This window comes from Pseudomonas sp. LBUM1674, assembly GCF_059695635.1.
In genome coordinates, this window is sequence record NZ_CP166779.1 from 3016244 (window position 1) to 3034554 (window position 18311).

Below are 18311 nucleotides of genomic sequence, written 5' to 3' on the forward strand. Positions count from 1 at the left end.
GTGATAGACCGACCGCTTTCGCGAGCAGGCTCGCTCCCACAGAGGAGGTCATTGCTTCACATAACTACCAGGTGCCGGTTCCAGCGCCGGGTACTGCTCGTTACCGGTGTGCAGCACCGAAGGCTGGCGTTCCCCGGCCTGCTCGGCCAGCCAGGCGAACCAATCGTTCCACCAACTGCCTGGATTCTGCTGGGCATTGCCGAACCAGGTTTCAGGGTCCTGGGTAACCTGGTCGTTGGTCCAGTAGTGGCGTTTTTCCTTGGCCGGTGGATTGATCACGCCCGCGATATGCCCCGAGGCGCCCAGCACGAAACGCTTGGTTCCGGAGAGCAATTCGGTGCTGGCGTAAGCGCTCCGCCATGGCACGATGTGGTCGTCATGGGTGGCGAGGATGTAGGCCGGGGCGTCGATGGCGCGCAGGTCCAGCTTGACCCCGCAGCACTCCAGCTCACCGGATTTCAGGTCGTTCTGCAGATAGGTATGGCGCAGGTACCAGCAGTACATCGGCCCCGGCAGGTTGGTGCTGTCGTTGTTCCAGAACAGCAGATCCAGCGGGATCGGTTTCTGCCCCTTGAGGTATTTGTCGACGTTGTAGTTCCACCACAGATCGTTGGGGCGCAGCAGCGAGAAGGTGTTGCCCATGTCCTCGCCCTTGAACAGGCCGATGGGGCCGTTCAGGCCGCCAATGGTGCGCTCGCGTTGGGCTACCAGTTGTTCGTCGACGAAGATATCGATCGCACCGGTATCGCGGTAATCGAGGAAAGTGGTCAGCAGGCTGACGCTGGCGATTTCCTTGTCACCGCGGGCCGCCAATACGGCCAGCGCCGAACCCAGCAGCGTGCCGCCGATGCAGAAACCCATGCAATTGGGCCGTTGCTCGCCGCTGATCTCGCGGGTCACCTGCAGGCCTTTGATAATGCCGGTTTCGACCAAGTCATCCCAAGTGGTGCCGGCGTGCGCCTGGTCGAAGTTGCGCCAGGACATCAGGAATACCGGGTGGCCTTGCTGCAACAGATGGCGAACCATCGAGTTGTCGGGGCGCAGGTCGAGGATGTAGTACTTGTTGATCGCCGGCGGAACGATAAATACCGGGCGCCGGTATTGGGTTTCGCTTTGCGGATAGTACTGGATAAGCTGGAACAGCTCGTTCTCGAACACCACTTCGCCAGGGGTGTTGGCCAGGTCGACCCCCACCTTGAACGCGCCGGCGTCGCACTGGCGCATCTTGCCTTCCTGCAGGTCGGCGGCCAGGTGCATCAGGCCGGTGACCAGGCTGCTGCCCTGGGTATCGACCACCCGTTGCAGCGCGTCGGGGTTACTGGCCAGGAAATTGCTCGGGGAAGCAGCGGCGATGGCTTGCTCCACCAGATACAACAGACGCTGGCGTGGTTTCTTGTCGTTGATCGGCAGCAGATCGAGCAGCTTGAGTAGAAAACCGGCATTGAGCAGGTAAAACGCGGCGAGGGAACCGAACAATGGCTGGCCCCAGTTACCGCTGGCAAACCGTCGGTCGTCGAAGGTAAAGGCCTGGCCGGTCAGCAGACGCTGGCCGAGTTCAGCCCATTGTTGCTGATAATCCGACTGAAGGCTGTCCAGGGTGCTGCGTGGAACGTCGAACCAGGCGTTGTGGTCCTGCCCGGTGAACCACGGATTGGTGGCGACCCACAGACGTAACTGTTGCACTGCGAAAGAGGCAACGAACGGAACCTGGCCGGACCAGAAGGTGTTGAAAGTGTGTGCGTTATTGTCCATGGAACTCCTTGCCTACATGAAAAAAACCAGACAGAAAAAAACCGCGGCGCCGGACTTCGGCGCCGCGGCTGCAGCCAAGAAAGCAGTTCGGTGTGTCTAGCGCTCGATGGCCAGGCTGACGCCCTGGCCGCCACCGATGCACAAGGTGGCCAGACCTTTTTTGCCATCGCGACGAATCAGTTCATGCACCAGCGACACCAGGATTCGCGCGCCCGATGCGCCGATCGGATGCCCGAGGGCAATCGCGCCACCGTTGACGTTGACCTTGTTCATGTCCCAGCCCAGTTCCTTGCTGACGGCCAGTGATTGCGCGGCGAACGCTTCGTTGGCTTCGATCAGGTCCAGGTCGTCCAGGCTCCAGCCAGCTTTGGTCAGGGCCAGGCGGGTGGCAGGCACCGGGCCGATGCCCATGATCGACGGGTCGACACCGGCACTGGCATAAGCCTTGATGCGCGCCAGTACCGGCAAGCCGAGGGCCTCGGCCTTGGCGGCGCTGGCCAGCATCAGCACGGCGGCGCCATCGTTGAGAGTCGACGCGTTGCCGGCGGTGACGGTGCCGGTTTTCTGGAACGCCGGCTTGAGGTTGCCCAAGGCCTGGAGCGTGCTGCCCGGGCGCGGTTGTTCATCGGTGTCGAAGACCAGCGGATCGCCCTTGCGCTGGGGAATCAGGATCGGGGTGATTTCAGCCTTGAAATAACCGCCTTCGATGGCTGCAGAGGCTTTCTGCTGCGAGGCCGCGGCAAAGGCGTCCTGGTCTTCGCGACTGAGCTCATACTTGCTCGCCAGGTTTTCGGCGGTGATGCCCATGTGGTAGTCGTTGAACGCATCCCACAAGCCATCCTGGATCACGCTGTCCTGCAGTTGCGCATGCCCCATGCGCAGGCCGGTGCGCGCCTTGGGCAGCACATAGGGGGCCAGGCTCATGTTTTCCTGGCCGCCGGCAATCACCAGTTCGGCGTCGCCGCAACGGATTGCCTGGACCGCGAGCTGGACCGCCTTGAGGCCGGAGCCGCAGACTTTGTTCAGGGTCAGGGCAGGGACGGTATGGGGCAGGCCGGCCTTGATCGCCGACTGGCGTGCCGGGTTCTGCCCGGAGCCTGCGGTCAGCACCTGGCCGAGGATCACTTCATCGATCTGTGCAGCATCGACACCGGTCTGTTCGAGCAGGCGACGAATCACTGCTGCGCCCAGTTCGGTGGCGGGAATGGCGGACAGGGAACCTTGAAAACTGCCAATGGCGGTACGCGTAGCGGCAACGATTACGACTTCGTTCATGCAAAACCTCATCAGGATTGGGTCAAGCGAGAGCAGGGCGTCCTTGCCCTGACAGACTTATTGCATGTTCATGCCGCCATTGACCGAGAAGTCGGCGCCGGTGCTGTAGCCCGATTCATCCGATGCCAGCCAGGCGACGATCGAGGCGATTTCTTCGGGTTGGCCGAGGCGGCCGACCGGGGTAGCGGCGATCATGGTGTCGAGAATGTCCTGGCGGATGGCCGCGGTCATGCTGGTCTGGATATAGCCGGGGGAGACGGTGTTAACGGTCACGCCCTTTCCTGAAACTTCACGTGCCAGGGCCATGGTGAAGCCATGGATGCCGGCTTTGGCCGCGCTGTAGTTGGTCTGGCCGAACTGGCCACGTTGACCGTTGATCGAGGAGATGTTGATGATCCGGCCCCAGCCCTTGGACAACATGCCTTCAATCACCTGTTTGGTGGTGTTGAACATGCCGTTGAGGTTGGTGTTGATTACGGCGTTCCAGTCTTCCGGAGTGATTTTGCGGAAGGAGGCGTCACGGGTGATGCCGGCGTTGTTGACCAGTACATCCACCGGACCGAATTGTTCACGGGCCATCTCGAAAGCCTTGCGGGTGGACTCCCAATCGGTGATGTCGCCGTAGATGAATTCGAACTGATAACCCGCCGCCAGCTGGCTCGCTGCCCATTCATTCTTGCGGGCCGAATCCGAGCTGCAGCCCACGATGACTTTGAAACCTTCCTTGTGCAGGCGCTGACAAATTGCCGTGCCGATCCCACCCATACCGCCAGTAACCAACGCAATACGACTAAGCGATTTCATACAGTCTTTCCTTTCTATATTTTGCGTTGCAGGATGGGGGGTGATTGTTCGGTATTGGCGAGGTATGCGGAAGTGTTGGAAGGTGACTGTCTGGTGTCCAACGGCGCCATGCAGGTTTTTTATATCCACTGGCAAAAAATGAGCATTACCTATACTGAGATCAATTCTTCAAATTGAGCCGTCGGTTAGTATTTTGTTTTTACCTAGATCAGTTATGGCTCCGGACAGGACGTTCGGTTCCAAAGGTCAATGAGGACGCCATGTATAGAATGAGTTCCGGTTACGCCAATGTGCTGGTCAATACGCTGTTAGCGGAAGGACTGGATGTCGCCCACCTTTGTCAGGAGGCTGGACTGGACTTGAACATCGCGCACACGCCAGGAGCGTTGTGCGAGCGAAGGGTGATCTATCGGCTTTGGCAACTGGCGGTGCAGGCCAGCGGCAATCCCGATATTGGTTTGAAAGCCTACGGCCATTTTCATCCCGGCAGTTTTCAGATTGTCGGGTACACCATGATGTCGAGCCTTAACCTGAAAAGGGCGCTTGAACGCCTGGTAAGGTTCAGTCCGTTGATCGGCGGCGGGTTCAGCCTGTTTTTTGTCCCGGAGCGGGAGCATTACCGAATGGCCTCGCTCGATCATCAGCAGTCCGGCTCGATCAAGCCTCGGCAATATGCCGATGCCGGGCTCGCTTCTCTGCTGGGCTTCTGCCGCTGGCTGGGCGACGGAACGCTGCCGCAGCCCCTGAGTGTGGAATTCAGCTACCCCGAACCGCGAGACACGTCCGAGCATCGGCGGCTGTTTGGCTGCGACCTGCAATTTGGTTCGGCCTACGACAGCATTCTGTTTGACGGCCAGGAACTGCTGCGTCCGTTGAGCATGGCCAACGAGGCGCTGGCGGTACTGCATGACAGTTTCGCCGAGGCGCAACTGGATTCGCTCTGCGGCTTCTCCATTGTCGGCAAAATCCGCGCGCTGCTCACCGAGCGTTTGAGTCACGGCCAGGGGCAATGCGACATGGAGTCGATCGCCGCTGCGTTGAACCTCAGCAAGCGCACCCTGCAACGCGCCCTGGAAAGGGACGGGACCCAGTTCAAGGACGTGCAGAACGCCGTGCGCCGGCAGCTGGCTGATTTCTACCTGCGCCATTCTCACTTCAACATGAAGCATGTGGCGTATCTCCTTGGTTTTCATGACCACAGCAGCTTCAACAAAGCCTGCAGCCGCTGGTTCGGCATGACCCCCGGTCAGTACCGGGCCGATGAATCGTTCGCGCTCGAGGGGGCCGCGTCGGTGTGACGCGGCTCTCGTCGGTGATCAAGGCTTTTTGGTCGGAGGTTTCTTTGCGCCTTTTTTGCCCTTGGGAGCCGTACGCACCGGACTGACCGCCTTGGCGACGGGCTTAGGGAGCACTGCCGGGACTTTTTGCTCGGTCGGGCTGGTGGGTATCGGCTTGGCCGCTACGACCGGGACTTCCTGTTTGATCGGCTCAGGTGTCGCTACTGAGTCTTTTTGCTTGACTGGCTCAGGTGTGACCACCGGCGCTTTTTGCTCGGCTGGTTGCGGTGTTACCCCAGCAGCTTTTTGCTTGACTGGCTCAGGCGTGACCACGGGCGCTTTTTGCTCGGCTGGTTGCGGTGTTACCCCAGCAGCTTTTTGCTTGACTGGCTCAGGTGTGACCACCGGCGCTTTTTGCTCGGCTGGCTGAGGTGTTACCCCGGCAGCTTTTTCCTTGACCGGCTCAGGCGTTACCACGGGATCTTTTGGCTTGACTGGCTGTGGTGTGACCACGGGAACCTTGATCGGCTCAGCTTTCACCACCGGTGTTTCCTGCTTGATGACTTCGGCTTTGGCTTCACTCGGCGCCTGGGTCGCGTTGTAACCTGGTAAAGCAACATCGAGCAGTGTGTGCAGCTCACGCCAGAACGGATGTTCAGCCCCGTTGATGGTCAGCAGTTCCGGCAGCAGACTGGCCACGGCTGCCAGCACTTGCTGGCGTTCTTCGGCCTCGGGCAGCATCAAGAGCAGGCTTTGCAGGCTTTCCTGCGGATAGGTGGCGACCAGCAGTTTCTGCAGGCTCAAGGTTTCGCGCAGGTCAACTGGCGCCGCACTTTGATCCGGCAGCGGCGCCTGCAATTTGCGGATCAGTTTCTCGACGCTTTGCTGGCCGGGCTCGTTGCTGTCGCGGCCCAGCAGAAACAGGATGCGGATCAAGGCTTCCATCAAGCCGCCCAGGGGCAGGGCATCCTGCAGGCGTTCGATCACAAGCTTGTCGTGTTGCTCGGCATGTGCCTGCAGATTTCGTCCGGGTGCATTACCGGTGAGGCTGTTCAATACCCCATAGATTCCGTAGAAACACAGCTCCTGGGTGGCATCGCGCAGATCGCGGTAACTGTCCAGGGCATCCTGAATCTGGTTGGAGAACAACGCCTGCCAGGCCAGGAGAGGGTTGTCAGGGGTGGCGGGGTGGCGATCCTTGCTTACTTGGGAGGCACTGGCGGACAGCCACCACAAGGCCGGGTTCATGCTACTCCACATCACTTGTTGCTGATGGAAGGGGTGCGAGCGCCGGATCAGTTCGGCGGCCGGTTCGTTGATCCACTGCCGCAACCATGGGCGTATGAAGCCGTCGTAGAGGTTGTTGTTGAAAGCGGATGCGCGTTCGACCAGGGCAAATTCGCGATCGTCGTCACGGCTCGGCTGCTCGTCGCCATGAATGTCGGCGATCCGCCGCGGTTCGAAACGCACGGCATAGGGTGTTGCCGAGTTTTCCGGCAAGTCTTCGATCAACATTTCATACAGTCCGGCCGGCAAGGCATTGATGGTATCGACCGCACCGAGCAGCTCCCGGTGCTCGCGCCGGGCCACTTTACCGGACACGAAAATGCCCAGGTGCCCGATGCTGGCATGGCGCAGGTAAACGATGGTGCGCCCGGCACGTTGCAGGGCGAGATCGCTGGGGTAGACGTCGGTGATCCAGTCCAGCGCCTGTTGCGGCGGAGTGATGTTGTCGCCATAGGAGCAGAACACCACCACCGGCACTTCGATGCGCTTGAGGTCCAGCCCGCTGCTCTTGCGCCCCAGGCCGCCGGACAACCGGTTGCCGATGAACAGGTCGTCGACAATCATCTCGATTTCTTCGCCGTTGAGCAGCGTCGGGCTGCCCCACCAGCGCTCGAAGTCCAGAAAACGCTGGGCCTCGCTGTCGACTTCGCTGAACAGGTGGTAGTACTTGCCCCACCAGCTGTGCGCCGGGTCGAGGCTTTCGAAATTGCTCACCAGCCAGGTGCCGTCGAAACGGTCATTGCCCAGGTCGCTGCCCAGGCGCGCCATCCAGCCGCCCCCCAGCAAGCCGCCGGTGTAGCGCATCGGATTGCGCCCATTGACACCGGCCCAGTAGGACAACGGCGCGCCATTGACGATGATCAGCCCAGGCAACTCCGGACGCGAGGCCGCCAACCCCATCAAGGCCCAACCCGCCTGGCAGTTGCCGATCACCACCGGTTTGCTGCTGGCGGGATGCCGGGCGCTGACGACTTCGATGAACCGGGCCTGGGCGGCGGTAATGTCCGCAAGGGTTTGCCCGGGTCTTGGCGAGTGGCTGAAGGTGATGAAGTAGGTAGGATGGCCGGCCCGCAGGCTTTCGCCGATGACCGAATCCTGTTTGAAACCGCCGATGCCCGAGCCATGACCACCCCGTGGATCGATGATGATCACCGGCGGTTTATTACCGTCGATCGCTTTTCCGGAGCCGCCGAAGACCTGCAACAGCGAGTAATTGACCGGGCGCGGCAGATCTGCACCGGCGACCAGGGTTTCATGATCGAATTTGAGCAGCAGTGGATACCCGGCCCGTTCGTGCGCCAGGGTGTTGTCGCCGCGCTGACGCAAGGTGTCCCAGAACAGCACGCTGCGTTGGGCCAGATCAGTGAAATATTCCTGCCATTCCTTCGCGGTAGGCTGTCTCAGTTGCCCGAGACTTGAGGGTGCGAAGGTTTTTGCCTGGCGCTTTTGCACGGCGTCGAGCACGTTGCGGGTATTGAGGCGTTGCAGGTGATTCAGGTGTTCGAGCAACCCGGAGGTTGATGCAAGCCCTTCATCTTGCGACGCAATATATTCATCCTGGCCCATCGTGATCTCCTGATGCCTTATAGCGGAAGCGGCGCATTCAACCCTTTATTGAACAAGACTGGGCCAGGCCGTCTGATGGTCAGGAGTTTAGACCTATTAAGGACCCCGCTGACAAGGTTTATTTTGCGCTGCACAAAATAGGGGTTGCCAAAACTTTTTGTGCACTGCAATATCAAGGCTAACGCGATGTCTGGCAGGATCGCTATCGCGTCCTCTGGCCCATTTGGGCCTTCCAGTACCAGGAGATTCAAGCATGTCTTTTTTCAACTCGGAAAAACTGCAAGCCACTCAGAAAGCCAACCTCGACCTGATCCAGCAAATCAGCGGCAAGGTCTTCGCCAGCGTTGAACAGCTCAGCCAGTTGCAGTTCAAGGCCCTGCGCGAGTCCTCCGAAGAGCAGTTCGAAGGTGTTCGCAAGCTGCTGGCAGTACGCGGTCCACAAGATTTCGCCGAGCTGCAGGCCTCTTTCACCCAGCCGAACAAGCAAACCGAACGCCTGACCGAGTTCAATCGCCAGGTTCAGGCGCTGATCGCGGAAACTCAGTCGGACATCGCCAAGCTGGCCTCCAGCCAGGTCGAAGCCGGCACCCAGCAAGTACAAGAGTTCGTTGAAGCGATCAGCAAGAACGCACCTGCCGGCTCCGAGCCAGTAGTGAACGCGTTCAAGTCGGGCCTGGCGAATGCCGGCAGTGCGTTTGAAAACGCACAGAAAGCCGCAAAACAGGCTTCCGATGTGGCTCAGAGCAGTTTCGCCGAGGCGACTGCCGCAGCCACCAAAGCAGCTCCGGAAGCAAGCACCAAGACCGGTAACAAGTAAGTCTTGTCAGGCCGGCTGCACCGATGGCGATGGGTTTATTCCCCATCGCCATTTTTTTCGGCTGGAAAAAACTGATTTACAAAGGTTCAGGCCAACAGCAGCCGCTTGATCCACTCGAGCAGTACGCCGGGCAACAGTTCAGGTTGGGGTAGCAAGGCATATTGCCGCGATCCGAATACCGCCGGCAGGTAACTCGCGGCCTGACGGTCGATGGTCAGACAGAACGGATAGATGCCTTGCAGCCTGGCTTCGGTCACGGCCTGGCGCATGTCTTCCACGCCATAGCGACCTTCATACAGGTCGACATCGTTGGGCTTGCCATCGGAAAGCAGCAAGAGCAGCCGGTGTGTAGCCGCTTCGCGCATCAGCAAGGTACTGGCGTGGCGGATGGCGGCACCTGCCCGGGTATAGCGCTCCGGCTCCAGTGCGGCAATGCGCCGACCCACTTCACCGCTGTAGCGCTCATCGAATGCTTTAAGGCTGCGTATCGTCACCCGCTGCGGCCCTTCGCCAGAAAACGCCAGCACGCTATAGGGTTCGCCCAGGCTCTCCAGCGCCAGACAGACCAGCAGCAACGCCTCGCGCTCGACATCGATGATCCGCCGATGGCGCGACAGCCAGCTGTCGGTGGAACCGCTGACGTCAATCAGCAGCATGATCGCCATGTCGCGCCGACTGCGACGCTGGGACTGATACAGCGCTTGCGGCATGCTCAGGCCGGCGCGGGCTTCGGCACAACCGTCGAGGTAGGCTTCCAGGTCGATATCGTCGCCGTCCAGTTGTTTGCGCAGCCTCACGCGTTGGGCGCGCAGCCTTTCGAATTGCTGGCGGATGGCCTCGAGCATCGACCGGTGACTTTCAAGCGTTCGTTCGACCCACTGCTGCGGGCCTTGCTGGGCGGGGCACAGATGCAAGGTTGTACCCGGATCACGGTAGACCTGAGTACGATAGTCCCATTCGGGGTAGCTGATGGCGTTTTCGGCAAGCGCTGGTGCTACGTGTCGAACGCGGGTTTGAGGTGGATCGTCGCTCAGCAGCACTTCTTTGGGACGGCCTGCTGCGACCACCCGTCGGGCTTCGTCGAGTTCGGACAATGCGTCGGCAAAATCATCTGCCGGGATGTCTGTATCCCGGTCGACCGGGCGTTGCATACCCATGGGATCTTCGGCCTTTTCCAGAGGCTCGGCGGATTGCACCATCCACGGGCCTTGTTCCTGATCGTCGTCTTCGTCGGCCCGGGCCTCGCGCACCTTTGGCTGGCGTTCGAGGCGGGCGCTGCGTGGCAGGGTGTCATCGCTGTCGATAGCGCCGGGCAACGTCGGCACCTCCTGTTGCGCCGGCGGCTCGCGCAGGTCGCCGGTCCAGGCATCGAGCAACAGCAGGTGCGCGTAAGGCCTGTGAGCCACTCCACTGGACAGCAAGTGTGCCGCAAGGGTTTCTGACTGTCGCAGCGAATCGGTGGTGTTGACAGGTATTTCCAGTCCCGGCACAGACTCGCCGCACTTATTGCTCAGCAGCAGACGAAGCAGGTTTTCCAGGGGCCGTCGATGGTCGGCAAAGGCGTGCAGGGGCGGGCGGGTGGCCAACGCATTCTGGCGTAACCCCTGGATCGGTGCCGCCAGCCCCGGTAGCAACCGCACCAGATCCCGATCGGCAGCCCAGGCTTCGAGCAGCAGATAAACGCTGCGTTGCATCGGGTTGGCAAGGTCCGGCAGATTGGCGGCACTGCCTCTTTGCGCGCGCATCGCCTGTTGCAAGGCCTGGGTCCTGAAACACTGCGTCGTGAGCAGTCCATCGTCGCTGCCCGTAGACTCGGGCAGCCAGATAGACACGCCGTCGGTCGCCGGCACGGCACGTTGCCGACACGGGGTCTCACCACGCAGAAAAAGCTTTTTCAGCAGAGTGGGAGGTGAGGGCGGTTGTGCGACGCGCAGCGAATAGTGGGTGCCAAACAGAGCCTGAATCAGCAAATCGAGGTGTTGCGCGACATCCGCCAGGGTGACGACCTTTGCACGGGTGGAGGGGGCCTGGTGACGGCGCCACAGCGCCTGGGCGTACACCGTTGCATGGCGTGAGACATCGGTGATGAGGTCCTCGGCTTCGGCCATTTAGATAAACGTCAGGTCAACCAGGTCGCGCATGGCCGCGACCAGCACCGCATCATCGGACAATGGCGAGATCAACGCGGCGCGGCAGGCGGCCGGGGCCGCAATACCGCTGCTGATCAATCGGGCAGTGGCGATCAGCAGGCGCGTGCTGGGGACTTCCGCCAGGCCCCGGTCCTGCAAGGCGCGCAGCCGATGGGCAAGGGTGACCAGCGCGTGGGCGGTGGCGTAGTCGGTTGCGCCCTCATGGATGACGATGGCGATCTCGCGTTCGGCCGGCGGGAAATCGAAATCCAGCGACACGAAGCGCTGGCGGGTACTGGGCTTCAAATCCTTGAGTATGCGTTGGTAGCCGGGGTTGTAGGACACCACCAGTTGAAAATGGGGCGAGGCTTCGAGGATCTCGCCGATCTTGTCCAGTGGCAGGATGCGCCGGTGGTCGGTCAGCGGGTGCAGCACGACCACCGTGTCCTGCCGTGCTTCGACCACTTCGTCGAGGTAGCAGATCGCGCCTTCGCGCACCGCTCTAGTCAGCGGGCCTTCCGCCCAATGGGTGCCTTGATGACCGATCAGGAAGCGCCCGACCAGGTCGCTGGCACTCAGATCGTCATGGCAGGAAATGGTGATCAACGGGCGTTTCAGTCGCCAGGCCATGTGCTCGACAAAGCGGGTCTTGCCACACCCGGTGGGTCCTTTGAGCATGATCGCCAGTTGCTGGGCATGGCATTGCTTGAAGATCGCCACCTCGTCGCCGCAGGGTTGGTAATAGGGTTCGGTTTGCGGCAATGCAGATTCTGCTGCGGGCAGGTTCTGCTGCACCAGCGAACGATCCATCACAACGCCGCGCCTGATGCTCGAGGCACATCCAGCACCGGATCGGCTTCATCGACATTGAATTGCGGCGCATGACGGAAAAAATCGAAGATAAACAGCCCTGCACCCAGGCTGAACATCGACGCCGTCGCCACCAGCATCAGGAAATGCACCTGGATTTTCAGCTGCACATCCAGGTAGCCCATGCCGAGAATACGTTCCAGGTACACCTGGGCGATGCCCGCGGTGGCAAATGACAGGGTCATGCCGAACATGCCTCCCAGCTGCAGCCAGAACGCCCAATAACCGATGCTGCTTTCCTCCACGGGACGACGGGTCATGCCCGGAAGCGCATACGTGATCATTGCCAGAACGATCATGACGTAGGCCCCATAAAAGGCGGCATGGCCATGCATGGCGGTGATCAGGGTGCCATGGGTCCATTTGTTCACATCGGGGAAGGTGTGGGCCAGACCCAAGAGGCCGGCACCGAACATCGTGAACACTGCACTGCCCATGGTCCAGTGCAGGGCCAGTTTGTTGGGGTGGGATAGACCGGAGCGGCGCATCGCGTTGTAGGCATAGATCGCCATGCCGACCAGCGCCATGGGTTCGAGCGCACTGAAAAAGCCGCCCAGTGGCAGCCAGTAATGGGGCACTCCGATCCAGTAATAATGGTGTGCAGTGCCGAGGATGCCGGCAATGAACACCAGGCCGACAATCACATACAGCCACTTCTCCATGACCTCACGATCAGCGCCGGACAGTCTGATCAGCAGATAGGCGAGAAAGCCGCCCTGGATCATCTCCCAGACGCCTTCGACCCACAGGTGGATCGTCCACCAGCGGTAGTAGATCGACACCACGTAGTTTTCATAATGCAGCAACGCTGGCAGATAGAGCACGGCGGCGCTGGCCAGGCCCAGCAGCAGCACGCCTTCGGTGGCGGTGAAGCGTCCGGCTTTCCTGATGGTCATGCCGATGTTGTAGAGAAACATCAGCATGCAGATCACGATCACGATCTTGTGCGGCAGCGGCTGTTCGAGCAGTTTGTTCCCGGTGCCATAACCGAACAGGTAGCCCAGGACGGCGGTGACGCCCATGGCCGTCCACAACCCGAGCTGGATGTAGGCCAGTTTGGTGCTGTGCAACTCGCCACGGGATTCGTCCGGCACCATCCAGTAGGTCGCCCCCATGAACCCGGTCAGCACCCAGACGATCAACAGATTGGTGTGAATGGCCTTGGTGACATCGAATGGCAACAGGTCCAGCAAGGGATCGGGCCCGAGGTATTTGGCCGCCGAGAGCAGGCCGAATACCAGTTGCAGGCCAAACAGCACCATGGCCACGGCGAAGTACCAGTAGGCGACGGATTGAGATCTGTAGCGCATGGTCATCCCCTTGGGTTACTGGAACGACGCCAGGTAGGCGACCAGTTGATCGACCTGTCCGGGCGTTAGCGATTTGGTGAAGGTGTCCGGCATGAAGGACATGCCGTTGGCGGAATACATGTCGCCCGGATGCAGGTAGGCGCTCGGCGCGACGATGGATTCGCGGATGAAGCCTTCGACGTCCTTGGCCTTGCCCTTGTAGTCAGGCGAGGCGATGACCTCTTTGGCCCGACCGGCCAACCCGGCCAGTGTCGGCCCGGCGAGATTGACCCCCGGTGCTATCGAATGGCAAGCGCTGCATACCGGTGTCGCGGTGGTGCGAAACAGCGCCTCGCCAAGCGCAATCGGGTCTTCCTTGCCGGACACCGGGCGCGCGCCGGGTGGCTGGGTGCCGCCGCCGGTGACGTTCTGCTGCGCAACAGTGAGGTCCATGCCGGGAATCGACGTGCCGGTCACCAGAATCGGCCGCGGTGGCCAGCCCTGATTGTCGACCTTGCTCACCCAGTCCATAAAGGCGATCAGGGCGGCGATTTCTTCGTCAGAGAGCTTCAGGTTCGGCATCAATCGGCGGTGGCGTTGCTCGTCATAAAACTTTGAGGGGTCTTTGAGGAACGCCGTGAGATAAGGGGCGCCGCGCAGCTGGGTGATTTTTGTCAGGTCCGGGGCGTAATACGCGCCTTCTCCAAACAAGGTGTGACAATTGATGCAGTTGTATTCATGCCAGACATCCTTGCCGCGGGTGACCTGGGGCGTGATCTGCTGGGCGTTGGTCAGTGTCGGGAATTGTCGATGGCTATCGACCGTCATTCCCAGGAATACCACCGTGGCGATGGCAGTCGATATCAGCGCGAACGAGCGTGTTTGACGTTTGTTCATTGCGATCTCTCTATACGCCGATGCCGGTCCAATAGGTGATGCCGATGATTGCGGCATAGATGACCGCGCTGGCCATCAGCACGAGCACTGCATAGCTGACGAGCTTCAAGACTTTTTGCACGACTGCCTCCCAAGGTGAAAGTGCAGTGGAAAGTGGCGGTTCAGTCGCTTTGCGTACTTGAGATCAACGCACGCGAAAGAGCGTCAGCCCTCTGTGCTGGGGATGCCGGATGTCTGCATTCGAACAGCGACGGACAGGCTGAATAAATTGATGACCTCACCAAGCCTTGCGTTCAAGTGCCGTGGTTCGGTTGGGGAGGCAGGATGACTGTGAGCCTAGTCGACGTCGCGCTACTGTCAATGACCAGGCCTTGCTTCACTCACTGTCATTCTTTGGGGGCTTGGCGCCAAACAGGCCGAACATGTTCTGGGTGTTGAGATACAGCGCCTTGGACTGATCGACATACTGCCGCATCAGGTCCTGCATCACCGGTGCCTGCTGGTGCATGAACGCGCTCCAGGCCTCTGACGATTGCGCCCCGGTCTGGGACTGGATGTCGATCACGGTCTGAATGCTCTTGTCCAGGTAGCTGCCAAGCACGCCCTGATAAGGGCCGTAGAACTGGATGATCCCCATCAGCATTTCGCTGGAGAAGATCGGCTCGCCGCCGCTTTCAGCCTCCAGAATCACTTGCAGCAGAATGCTGCGAGTCAAATCCTCGCCGCTCTTGGCATCGACCACCTGGAACGGAACCTTGTCGACCACCAGCTGGCGGATGTCGGCCAGTGTCAGGTGACTGCTGGTATGGGTGTCATACAGTCGGCGATTGGGGTATTTCTTGATCAGGCGGGGGGTGGTATCGGTCATGCGGGCGTCTCGCGGCGGGCCTGGTTAGCAGGCATCTTACTCTACTATGGGCACTGCCGCGGGTTGGTGTCGGGGGAGGGAATCCAGGCCCGACATCTTTGTTGCCTTTGAGGCCGCCTTCGCGAGCAAGCCCGCTCCCACAGTTGCCGTCTCTATCTGAACAACTCGGTCAACTGTGGGAGCGAGCTTGCTCGCGATGAGGCCCGCCATAACGCCGCAAATCCAGCAGAAAAAAAAGGGACTGCGCCATCAAGCGAGTCCCTCCTTTTATTACAGCCCGGATCGACTTACCAGATCGGCAAGCTGTAGCTGACAATCAACCGATTCTCATCCAGATCGCTGCCAAAGTTGCTCGAGCGCACCGTGGCATTACGCCATTTCACCCCGACATTCTTCAGCGGCCCGCTCTGCACGACATAACCGATATCGGTATCTCGCTCCCATTCCTTGCCTTCCGGGCGGTTGTTGCCCAGGTCGATATCGGAACCGGTGAGGTAGCGGGTCATGAAGGTCAGGCCCGGAATGCCAAGGGCCGCGAAGTTGTAGTCGTAACGGGCCTGCCAGGATTGTTCGTCCTTGCTGGCGAAGTCGCCGATCTGCACGAAGTTGACCAGGAACGCATCGGTACCGTTGATGTAGGCGTAGCCGGTGTCGCCGCTCATGCCTTGATAGCCGAGGCCGAATGCATGCCCGCCGAGGCTGTAGGTGAACATTGCGCCAATCGCGTTGTTGTCGACATTGCTGCCGCCATCGTCCGTGGAGCGGGCGAAACGCAAATCAGTCTTCAGCGACTGACCGGTGGTGACCGGCAACACGTAGGTCAAATTCACCAGGTGCTGACTGTAGAGGTTGTCGAGATGGCCGTAGCTGTAGCCGGTGGCCAGGTTGCCGGTCCATTTGTAGTTGAGACTGGCGAAATCGAAGCTGTCGCTGGCCGCATGCCGGGTAATGATGCCCTTGGCGCCGGTGCGGGTGATGCCCATGTCCTCGTAGTCCGAGGAGTCACGCTGGTTGACCTGGGTCAGGCGCCCGGCGTCCACGGTCAGGCCTTCGACTTCCAGCGAGGTCAACTGACCGCCTTCGAAGGTTTGTGGCAACAGCCGCGAATCGTTGGCCAGCACCGTGGGCAGCTTGGGCAGCAGGGTGCCAAGTTTCAGCGTGCTTTTGGACGCGCGTAGTTTGGCCGTCAGGCCCAGTTCGCCGTACTCGTCCTGGGCACCTTCACTGGTGTCGCTATGGCGCTTGAGCAGGCCGGAACCGGCGCGATCGGGGCTGGAGTCGAGTTTGACGCCGACCAGGCCGATCGCATCGAAGCCGACGCCGATCAAGCCTTGGGTGAAGCCCGATTCATAGCGCAGCAGGAAACCCTGGGCCCACTCCTCTTGTTTGGATTGCGCAGCGTTGTCCTGGCGATAATCACGATTGAAGTAGAAGTTGCGCAGCTCGAGGCTGGCCTTGCTGTCCTTGATAAAGTCAGCAGCGGCGGGGGCCGAGAGGCTGATGACGCCACCGGCCAGCAGCAGTCGGGTCGTGAGATTGCGGGTGTTACGGTCCATGGTGAAGCCCCTTTGTTTTTATTATGCAAAGACAGGTCCCGCAGCCCTCGTCGGACGGGCGAGGGCGTATCGATAAAAAACGCAGGCGCCGAAAAGAGAGGAGCGTGGCACCGCGTGGGTTCAATCGTTAAAACTGTTCGGCAGCCAGGCCATACAGCGAGGCACTGCCGGCGCGAATGGATTGCTCCAGGCTGAGGATGCGCGGCAGCAGGCGATGGATGTAGAAATCGGCGGTAGCGATCTTCGCGCCGTAAAACGCCTCGTCTTCGCCGCGTTTCTGCCCCGCGACTTGAGCCATGCGCGCCCACAGCCAGGCGTAGGCGACGTAGCCGAACAGGTGCAGATACTCCACCGAGGCGGCACCGATTTCGTTGCGGTTGGTCGCGGCCTGGTCCTGCAGCCAGGCGCTCAGGTCTTCCAGGCGCTGCACGGCATCGACCAGTTGCGCGGAGTAGGGCGCGTCGGGCTGCTGGGCGAAGTGACGGATCTGGCCGGTGAACTGGCGCAGCGCGAAGCCGTTATCGGCCAGCACTTTGCGACCGAGCAGGTCCAGCGCCTGAATGCCGTTGGTGCCTTCGTAGATCTGCGCGATGCGCACGTCGCGGACCAATTGTTCCTGGCCCCATTCGCGGATATAGCCATGGCCGCCGAATACCTGTTGGCCATTGATGCAGCTTTCCAGGCCGGTGTCGGTGAAAAACGCCTTGGCCACCGGCGTCAACAGCGCGACCAGGGTTTGCGCAGTGTCGCGCTCACGGGCGTCATCGGAAAATTTCGCCAGGTCCAATTGCTGTCCGACATAGCTGGCAAACGCACGGCCGCCTTCGGTCATGGCTTTCATGCTTAGCAGCATGCGGCGGACATCGGGGTGGACGATGATCGGGTCGGCCACTTTGTCCGGGGCGATGGCACCGGTCGGTGCACGGCTCTGCACCCGTTCACGGGCGTAAGCCACGGCGCTCTGGTAGGACGCTTCGGCGCAACCGATGCCCTGGATGCCGATGGACAGGCGTTCGTAGTTCATCATGGTGAACATCGCCGCCAGGCCTTTGTTGGCCTCGCCGACCAACCAGCCGCTGGCGCCGTCGAAGTTCATCACACAGGTGGCCGAGGCCTTGATGCCCATCTTGTGTTCGATCGAGCCGCAGCTCACGGCGTTGGCCTGGCCGAGGGAACCGTCGGCATTGACCAGCACTTTGGGCACCACGAACAGCGAGATGCCTTTCGGGCCAGGCGGCGCGTCCGGCAGTCTGGCCAGCACCAGATGCACGATGTTTTCGGTCAGGTCCTGATCGCCACCGGTGATGAAGATCTTGCTGCCGGTGATGCTGAAGCTGCCATCGGCCCGGGGTTCGGCCCGGGTGCGAATCAGCCCCAGGTCGGTGCCGGCATGGGCTTCGGTCAGGCACATGGACCCGGCCCAGCGGCCTTCATACATCGGCGGCAGGTACAGGCTTTTGAGGGTCTCGCTGGCATGGGCATCCAGCGCCAGGCAGGCGCCGGAGCTCAAGGCCGAATACAGGGCGAAGCTGGAATTGGCGCCGTAGAGCATTTCCTCGAACTGCACGGCGAGCATCTTGGGCATGCCCATGCCGCCAAAATCGGCGTTGCCGGACAGGCCGACCCAGCCGCCTTCGATGTAGGTGGCGTACGCCTGTTTGAAACCGATCGGCGTTCTGACCTGGCCTTCGTGCCACTGGGCGCCTTCCTCATCGCCGCTGCGATTCAAGGGGGCAATCAGGTGCGAGGTGACTTTGGCGGCCTCCTCGAGAATCGCGTCAGCGGTGGCGGCGTCGACGCTGTCGGCCAGGGCCGGCAGGCGCGCCCAGAGGGCCGGGGCGTCGAACACTTCATGCAGCACAAAGCGCATGTCGCGCAGCGGGGCGTTGAATTCGGGCATAACGTGAACCTCAATGGGACGGTT

At 60.7% G+C, this 18311-nt stretch carries 13 protein-coding genes; 2 read left to right on the top strand and 11 right to left on the bottom strand.

Annotated elements, in window-relative coordinates; translation table 11 throughout:
• Positions 1–48: 48 nt before the first annotated feature.
• From phaC to phbB, 3 genes are all read right to left on the bottom strand, one after another.
• The gene (phaC, locus tag ACA067_RS14055) at positions 49–1752 is read right to left on the bottom strand and encodes a class I poly(R)-hydroxyalkanoic acid synthase (RefSeq protein WP_497462313.1); all 1704 of its coding nucleotides are present in this window, start codon (positions 1750–1752) and stop codon (positions 49–51) included.
• Positions 1753–1848: 96 nt separating this feature from the next.
• Positions 1849–3027 (bottom strand): acetyl-CoA C-acetyltransferase, encoded by a 1179-nt coding sequence (locus ACA067_RS14060; protein ID WP_497462314.1) that lies wholly within the window; start codon positions 3025–3027, stop codon positions 1849–1851.
• Between the two features lie 57 nt (positions 3028–3084).
• On the bottom strand, positions 3085–3831 hold the full coding sequence (gene phbB, locus ACA067_RS14065; protein WP_497462315.1) for an acetoacetyl-CoA reductase: 747 nt from the start codon (positions 3829–3831) through the stop codon (positions 3085–3087).
• A 260-nt stretch (positions 3832–4091) separates the two neighbouring features.
• Here phbB and ACA067_RS14070 point away from each other — a divergent pair, with 260 nt between their 5' ends.
• A complete protein-coding gene (locus tag ACA067_RS14070) occupies positions 4092–5129 on the top strand; it encodes an AraC family transcriptional regulator (protein WP_497462316.1) in 1038 nt (345 codons plus the stop codon).
• An 18-nt stretch (positions 5130–5147) separates the two neighbouring features.
• On the opposite strand, the gene ACA067_RS14075 is transcribed toward ACA067_RS14070, so the two are convergent.
• Positions 5148–7961, bottom strand: a complete 2814-nt coding sequence (locus ACA067_RS14075) for a DUF3141 domain-containing protein (protein WP_497462317.1) — start codon at positions 7959–7961, stop codon at positions 5148–5150.
• Between the two features lie 253 nt (positions 7962–8214).
• Between ACA067_RS14075 and phaP the strand changes: the two genes are divergently transcribed.
• Positions 8215–8778: a TIGR01841 family phasin gene (gene phaP / locus ACA067_RS14080; RefSeq protein ID WP_497462318.1), complete on the top strand. Its 564-nt coding sequence runs from the start codon at positions 8215–8217 to the stop codon at positions 8776–8778.
• 86 nt (positions 8779–8864) lie between these two features.
• Here phaP and ACA067_RS14085 read toward each other — a convergent pair whose 3' ends face one another.
• From ACA067_RS14085 to ACA067_RS14115, 7 genes are all read right to left on the bottom strand, one after another.
• Positions 8865–10886, bottom strand: a complete 2022-nt coding sequence (locus tag ACA067_RS14085) for a nitric oxide reductase activation protein NorD (RefSeq protein ID WP_497462319.1) — start codon at positions 10884–10886, stop codon at positions 8865–8867.
• Positions 10887–11717, bottom strand: coding sequence for a CbbQ/NirQ/NorQ/GpvN family protein (locus ACA067_RS14090; RefSeq protein ID WP_497462320.1), 831 nt, complete (start codon positions 11715–11717; stop codon positions 10887–10889).
• Positions 11717–13087 carry a cbb3-type cytochrome c oxidase subunit I gene (locus ACA067_RS14095; protein WP_497462321.1) on the bottom strand — a complete coding sequence of 457 codons (1371 nt, stop codon included), beginning with the start codon at positions 13085–13087 and terminating at the stop codon, positions 11717–11719. The genes ACA067_RS14090 and ACA067_RS14095 overlap by 1 nt, the downstream gene beginning before the upstream one ends.
• Before the next feature lie 15 nt (positions 13088–13102).
• Positions 13103–13963, bottom strand: a complete 861-nt coding sequence (locus tag ACA067_RS14100) for a c-type cytochrome (RefSeq protein ID WP_497462322.1) — start codon at positions 13961–13963, stop codon at positions 13103–13105.
• Positions 13964–14339: 376 nt separating this feature from the next.
• Positions 14340–14831 (bottom strand): polyhydroxyalkanoate synthesis repressor PhaR, encoded by a 492-nt coding sequence (gene phaR, locus ACA067_RS14105; RefSeq protein WP_497462323.1) that lies wholly within the window; start codon positions 14829–14831, stop codon positions 14340–14342.
• Positions 14832–15118: 287 nt separating this feature from the next.
• Positions 15119–16387 (bottom strand): OprD family porin, encoded by a 1269-nt coding sequence (locus tag ACA067_RS14110; protein WP_497462324.1) that lies wholly within the window; start codon positions 16385–16387, stop codon positions 15119–15121.
• A 127-nt stretch (positions 16388–16514) separates the two neighbouring features.
• Positions 16515–18287, bottom strand: coding sequence for an acyl-CoA dehydrogenase C-terminal domain-containing protein (locus ACA067_RS14115; protein ID WP_497462325.1), 1773 nt, complete (start codon positions 18285–18287; stop codon positions 16515–16517).
• Positions 18288–18311: the final 24 nt, after the last annotated feature.

Bases quoted from the DNA above. Each gene is read 5' to 3' on its own strand.
- phaC (WP_497462313.1), bottom strand. From the start codon at position 1,752: ATGGACAATAACGCACACACTTTCAACACCTTCTGGTCCGGCCAGGTT.
- ACA067_RS14060 (WP_497462314.1), bottom strand. From the start codon at position 3,027: ATGAACGAAGTCGTAATCGTTGCCGCTACGCGTACCGCCATTGGCAGT.
- phbB (WP_497462315.1), bottom strand. From the start codon at position 3,831: ATGAAATCGCTTAGTCGTATTGCGTTGGTTACTGGCGGTATGGGTGGG.
- ACA067_RS14070 (WP_497462316.1), top strand. From the start codon at position 4,092: ATGTATAGAATGAGTTCCGGTTACGCCAATGTGCTGGTCAATACGCTG.
- ACA067_RS14075 (WP_497462317.1), bottom strand. From the start codon at position 7,961: ATGGGCCAGGATGAATATATTGCGTCGCAAGATGAAGGGCTTGCATCA.
- phaP (WP_497462318.1), top strand. From the start codon at position 8,215: ATGTCTTTTTTCAACTCGGAAAAACTGCAAGCCACTCAGAAAGCCAAC.
- ACA067_RS14085 (WP_497462319.1), bottom strand. From the start codon at position 10,886: ATGGCCGAAGCCGAGGACCTCATCACCGATGTCTCACGCCATGCAACG.
- ACA067_RS14090 (WP_497462320.1), bottom strand. From the start codon at position 11,717: ATGGATCGTTCGCTGGTGCAGCAGAACCTGCCCGCAGCAGAATCTGCA.
- ACA067_RS14095 (WP_497462321.1), bottom strand. From the start codon at position 13,087: ATGCGCTACAGATCTCAATCCGTCGCCTACTGGTACTTCGCCGTGGCC.
- ACA067_RS14100 (WP_497462322.1), bottom strand. From the start codon at position 13,963: ATGAACAAACGTCAAACACGCTCGTTCGCGCTGATATCGACTGCCATC.
- phaR (WP_497462323.1), bottom strand. From the start codon at position 14,831: ATGACCGATACCACCCCCCGCCTGATCAAGAAATACCCCAATCGCCGA.
- ACA067_RS14110 (WP_497462324.1), bottom strand. From the start codon at position 16,387: ATGGACCGTAACACCCGCAATCTCACGACCCGACTGCTGCTGGCCGGT.
- ACA067_RS14115 (WP_497462325.1), bottom strand. From the start codon at position 18,287: ATGCCCGAATTCAACGCCCCGCTGCGCGACATGCGCTTTGTGCTGCAT.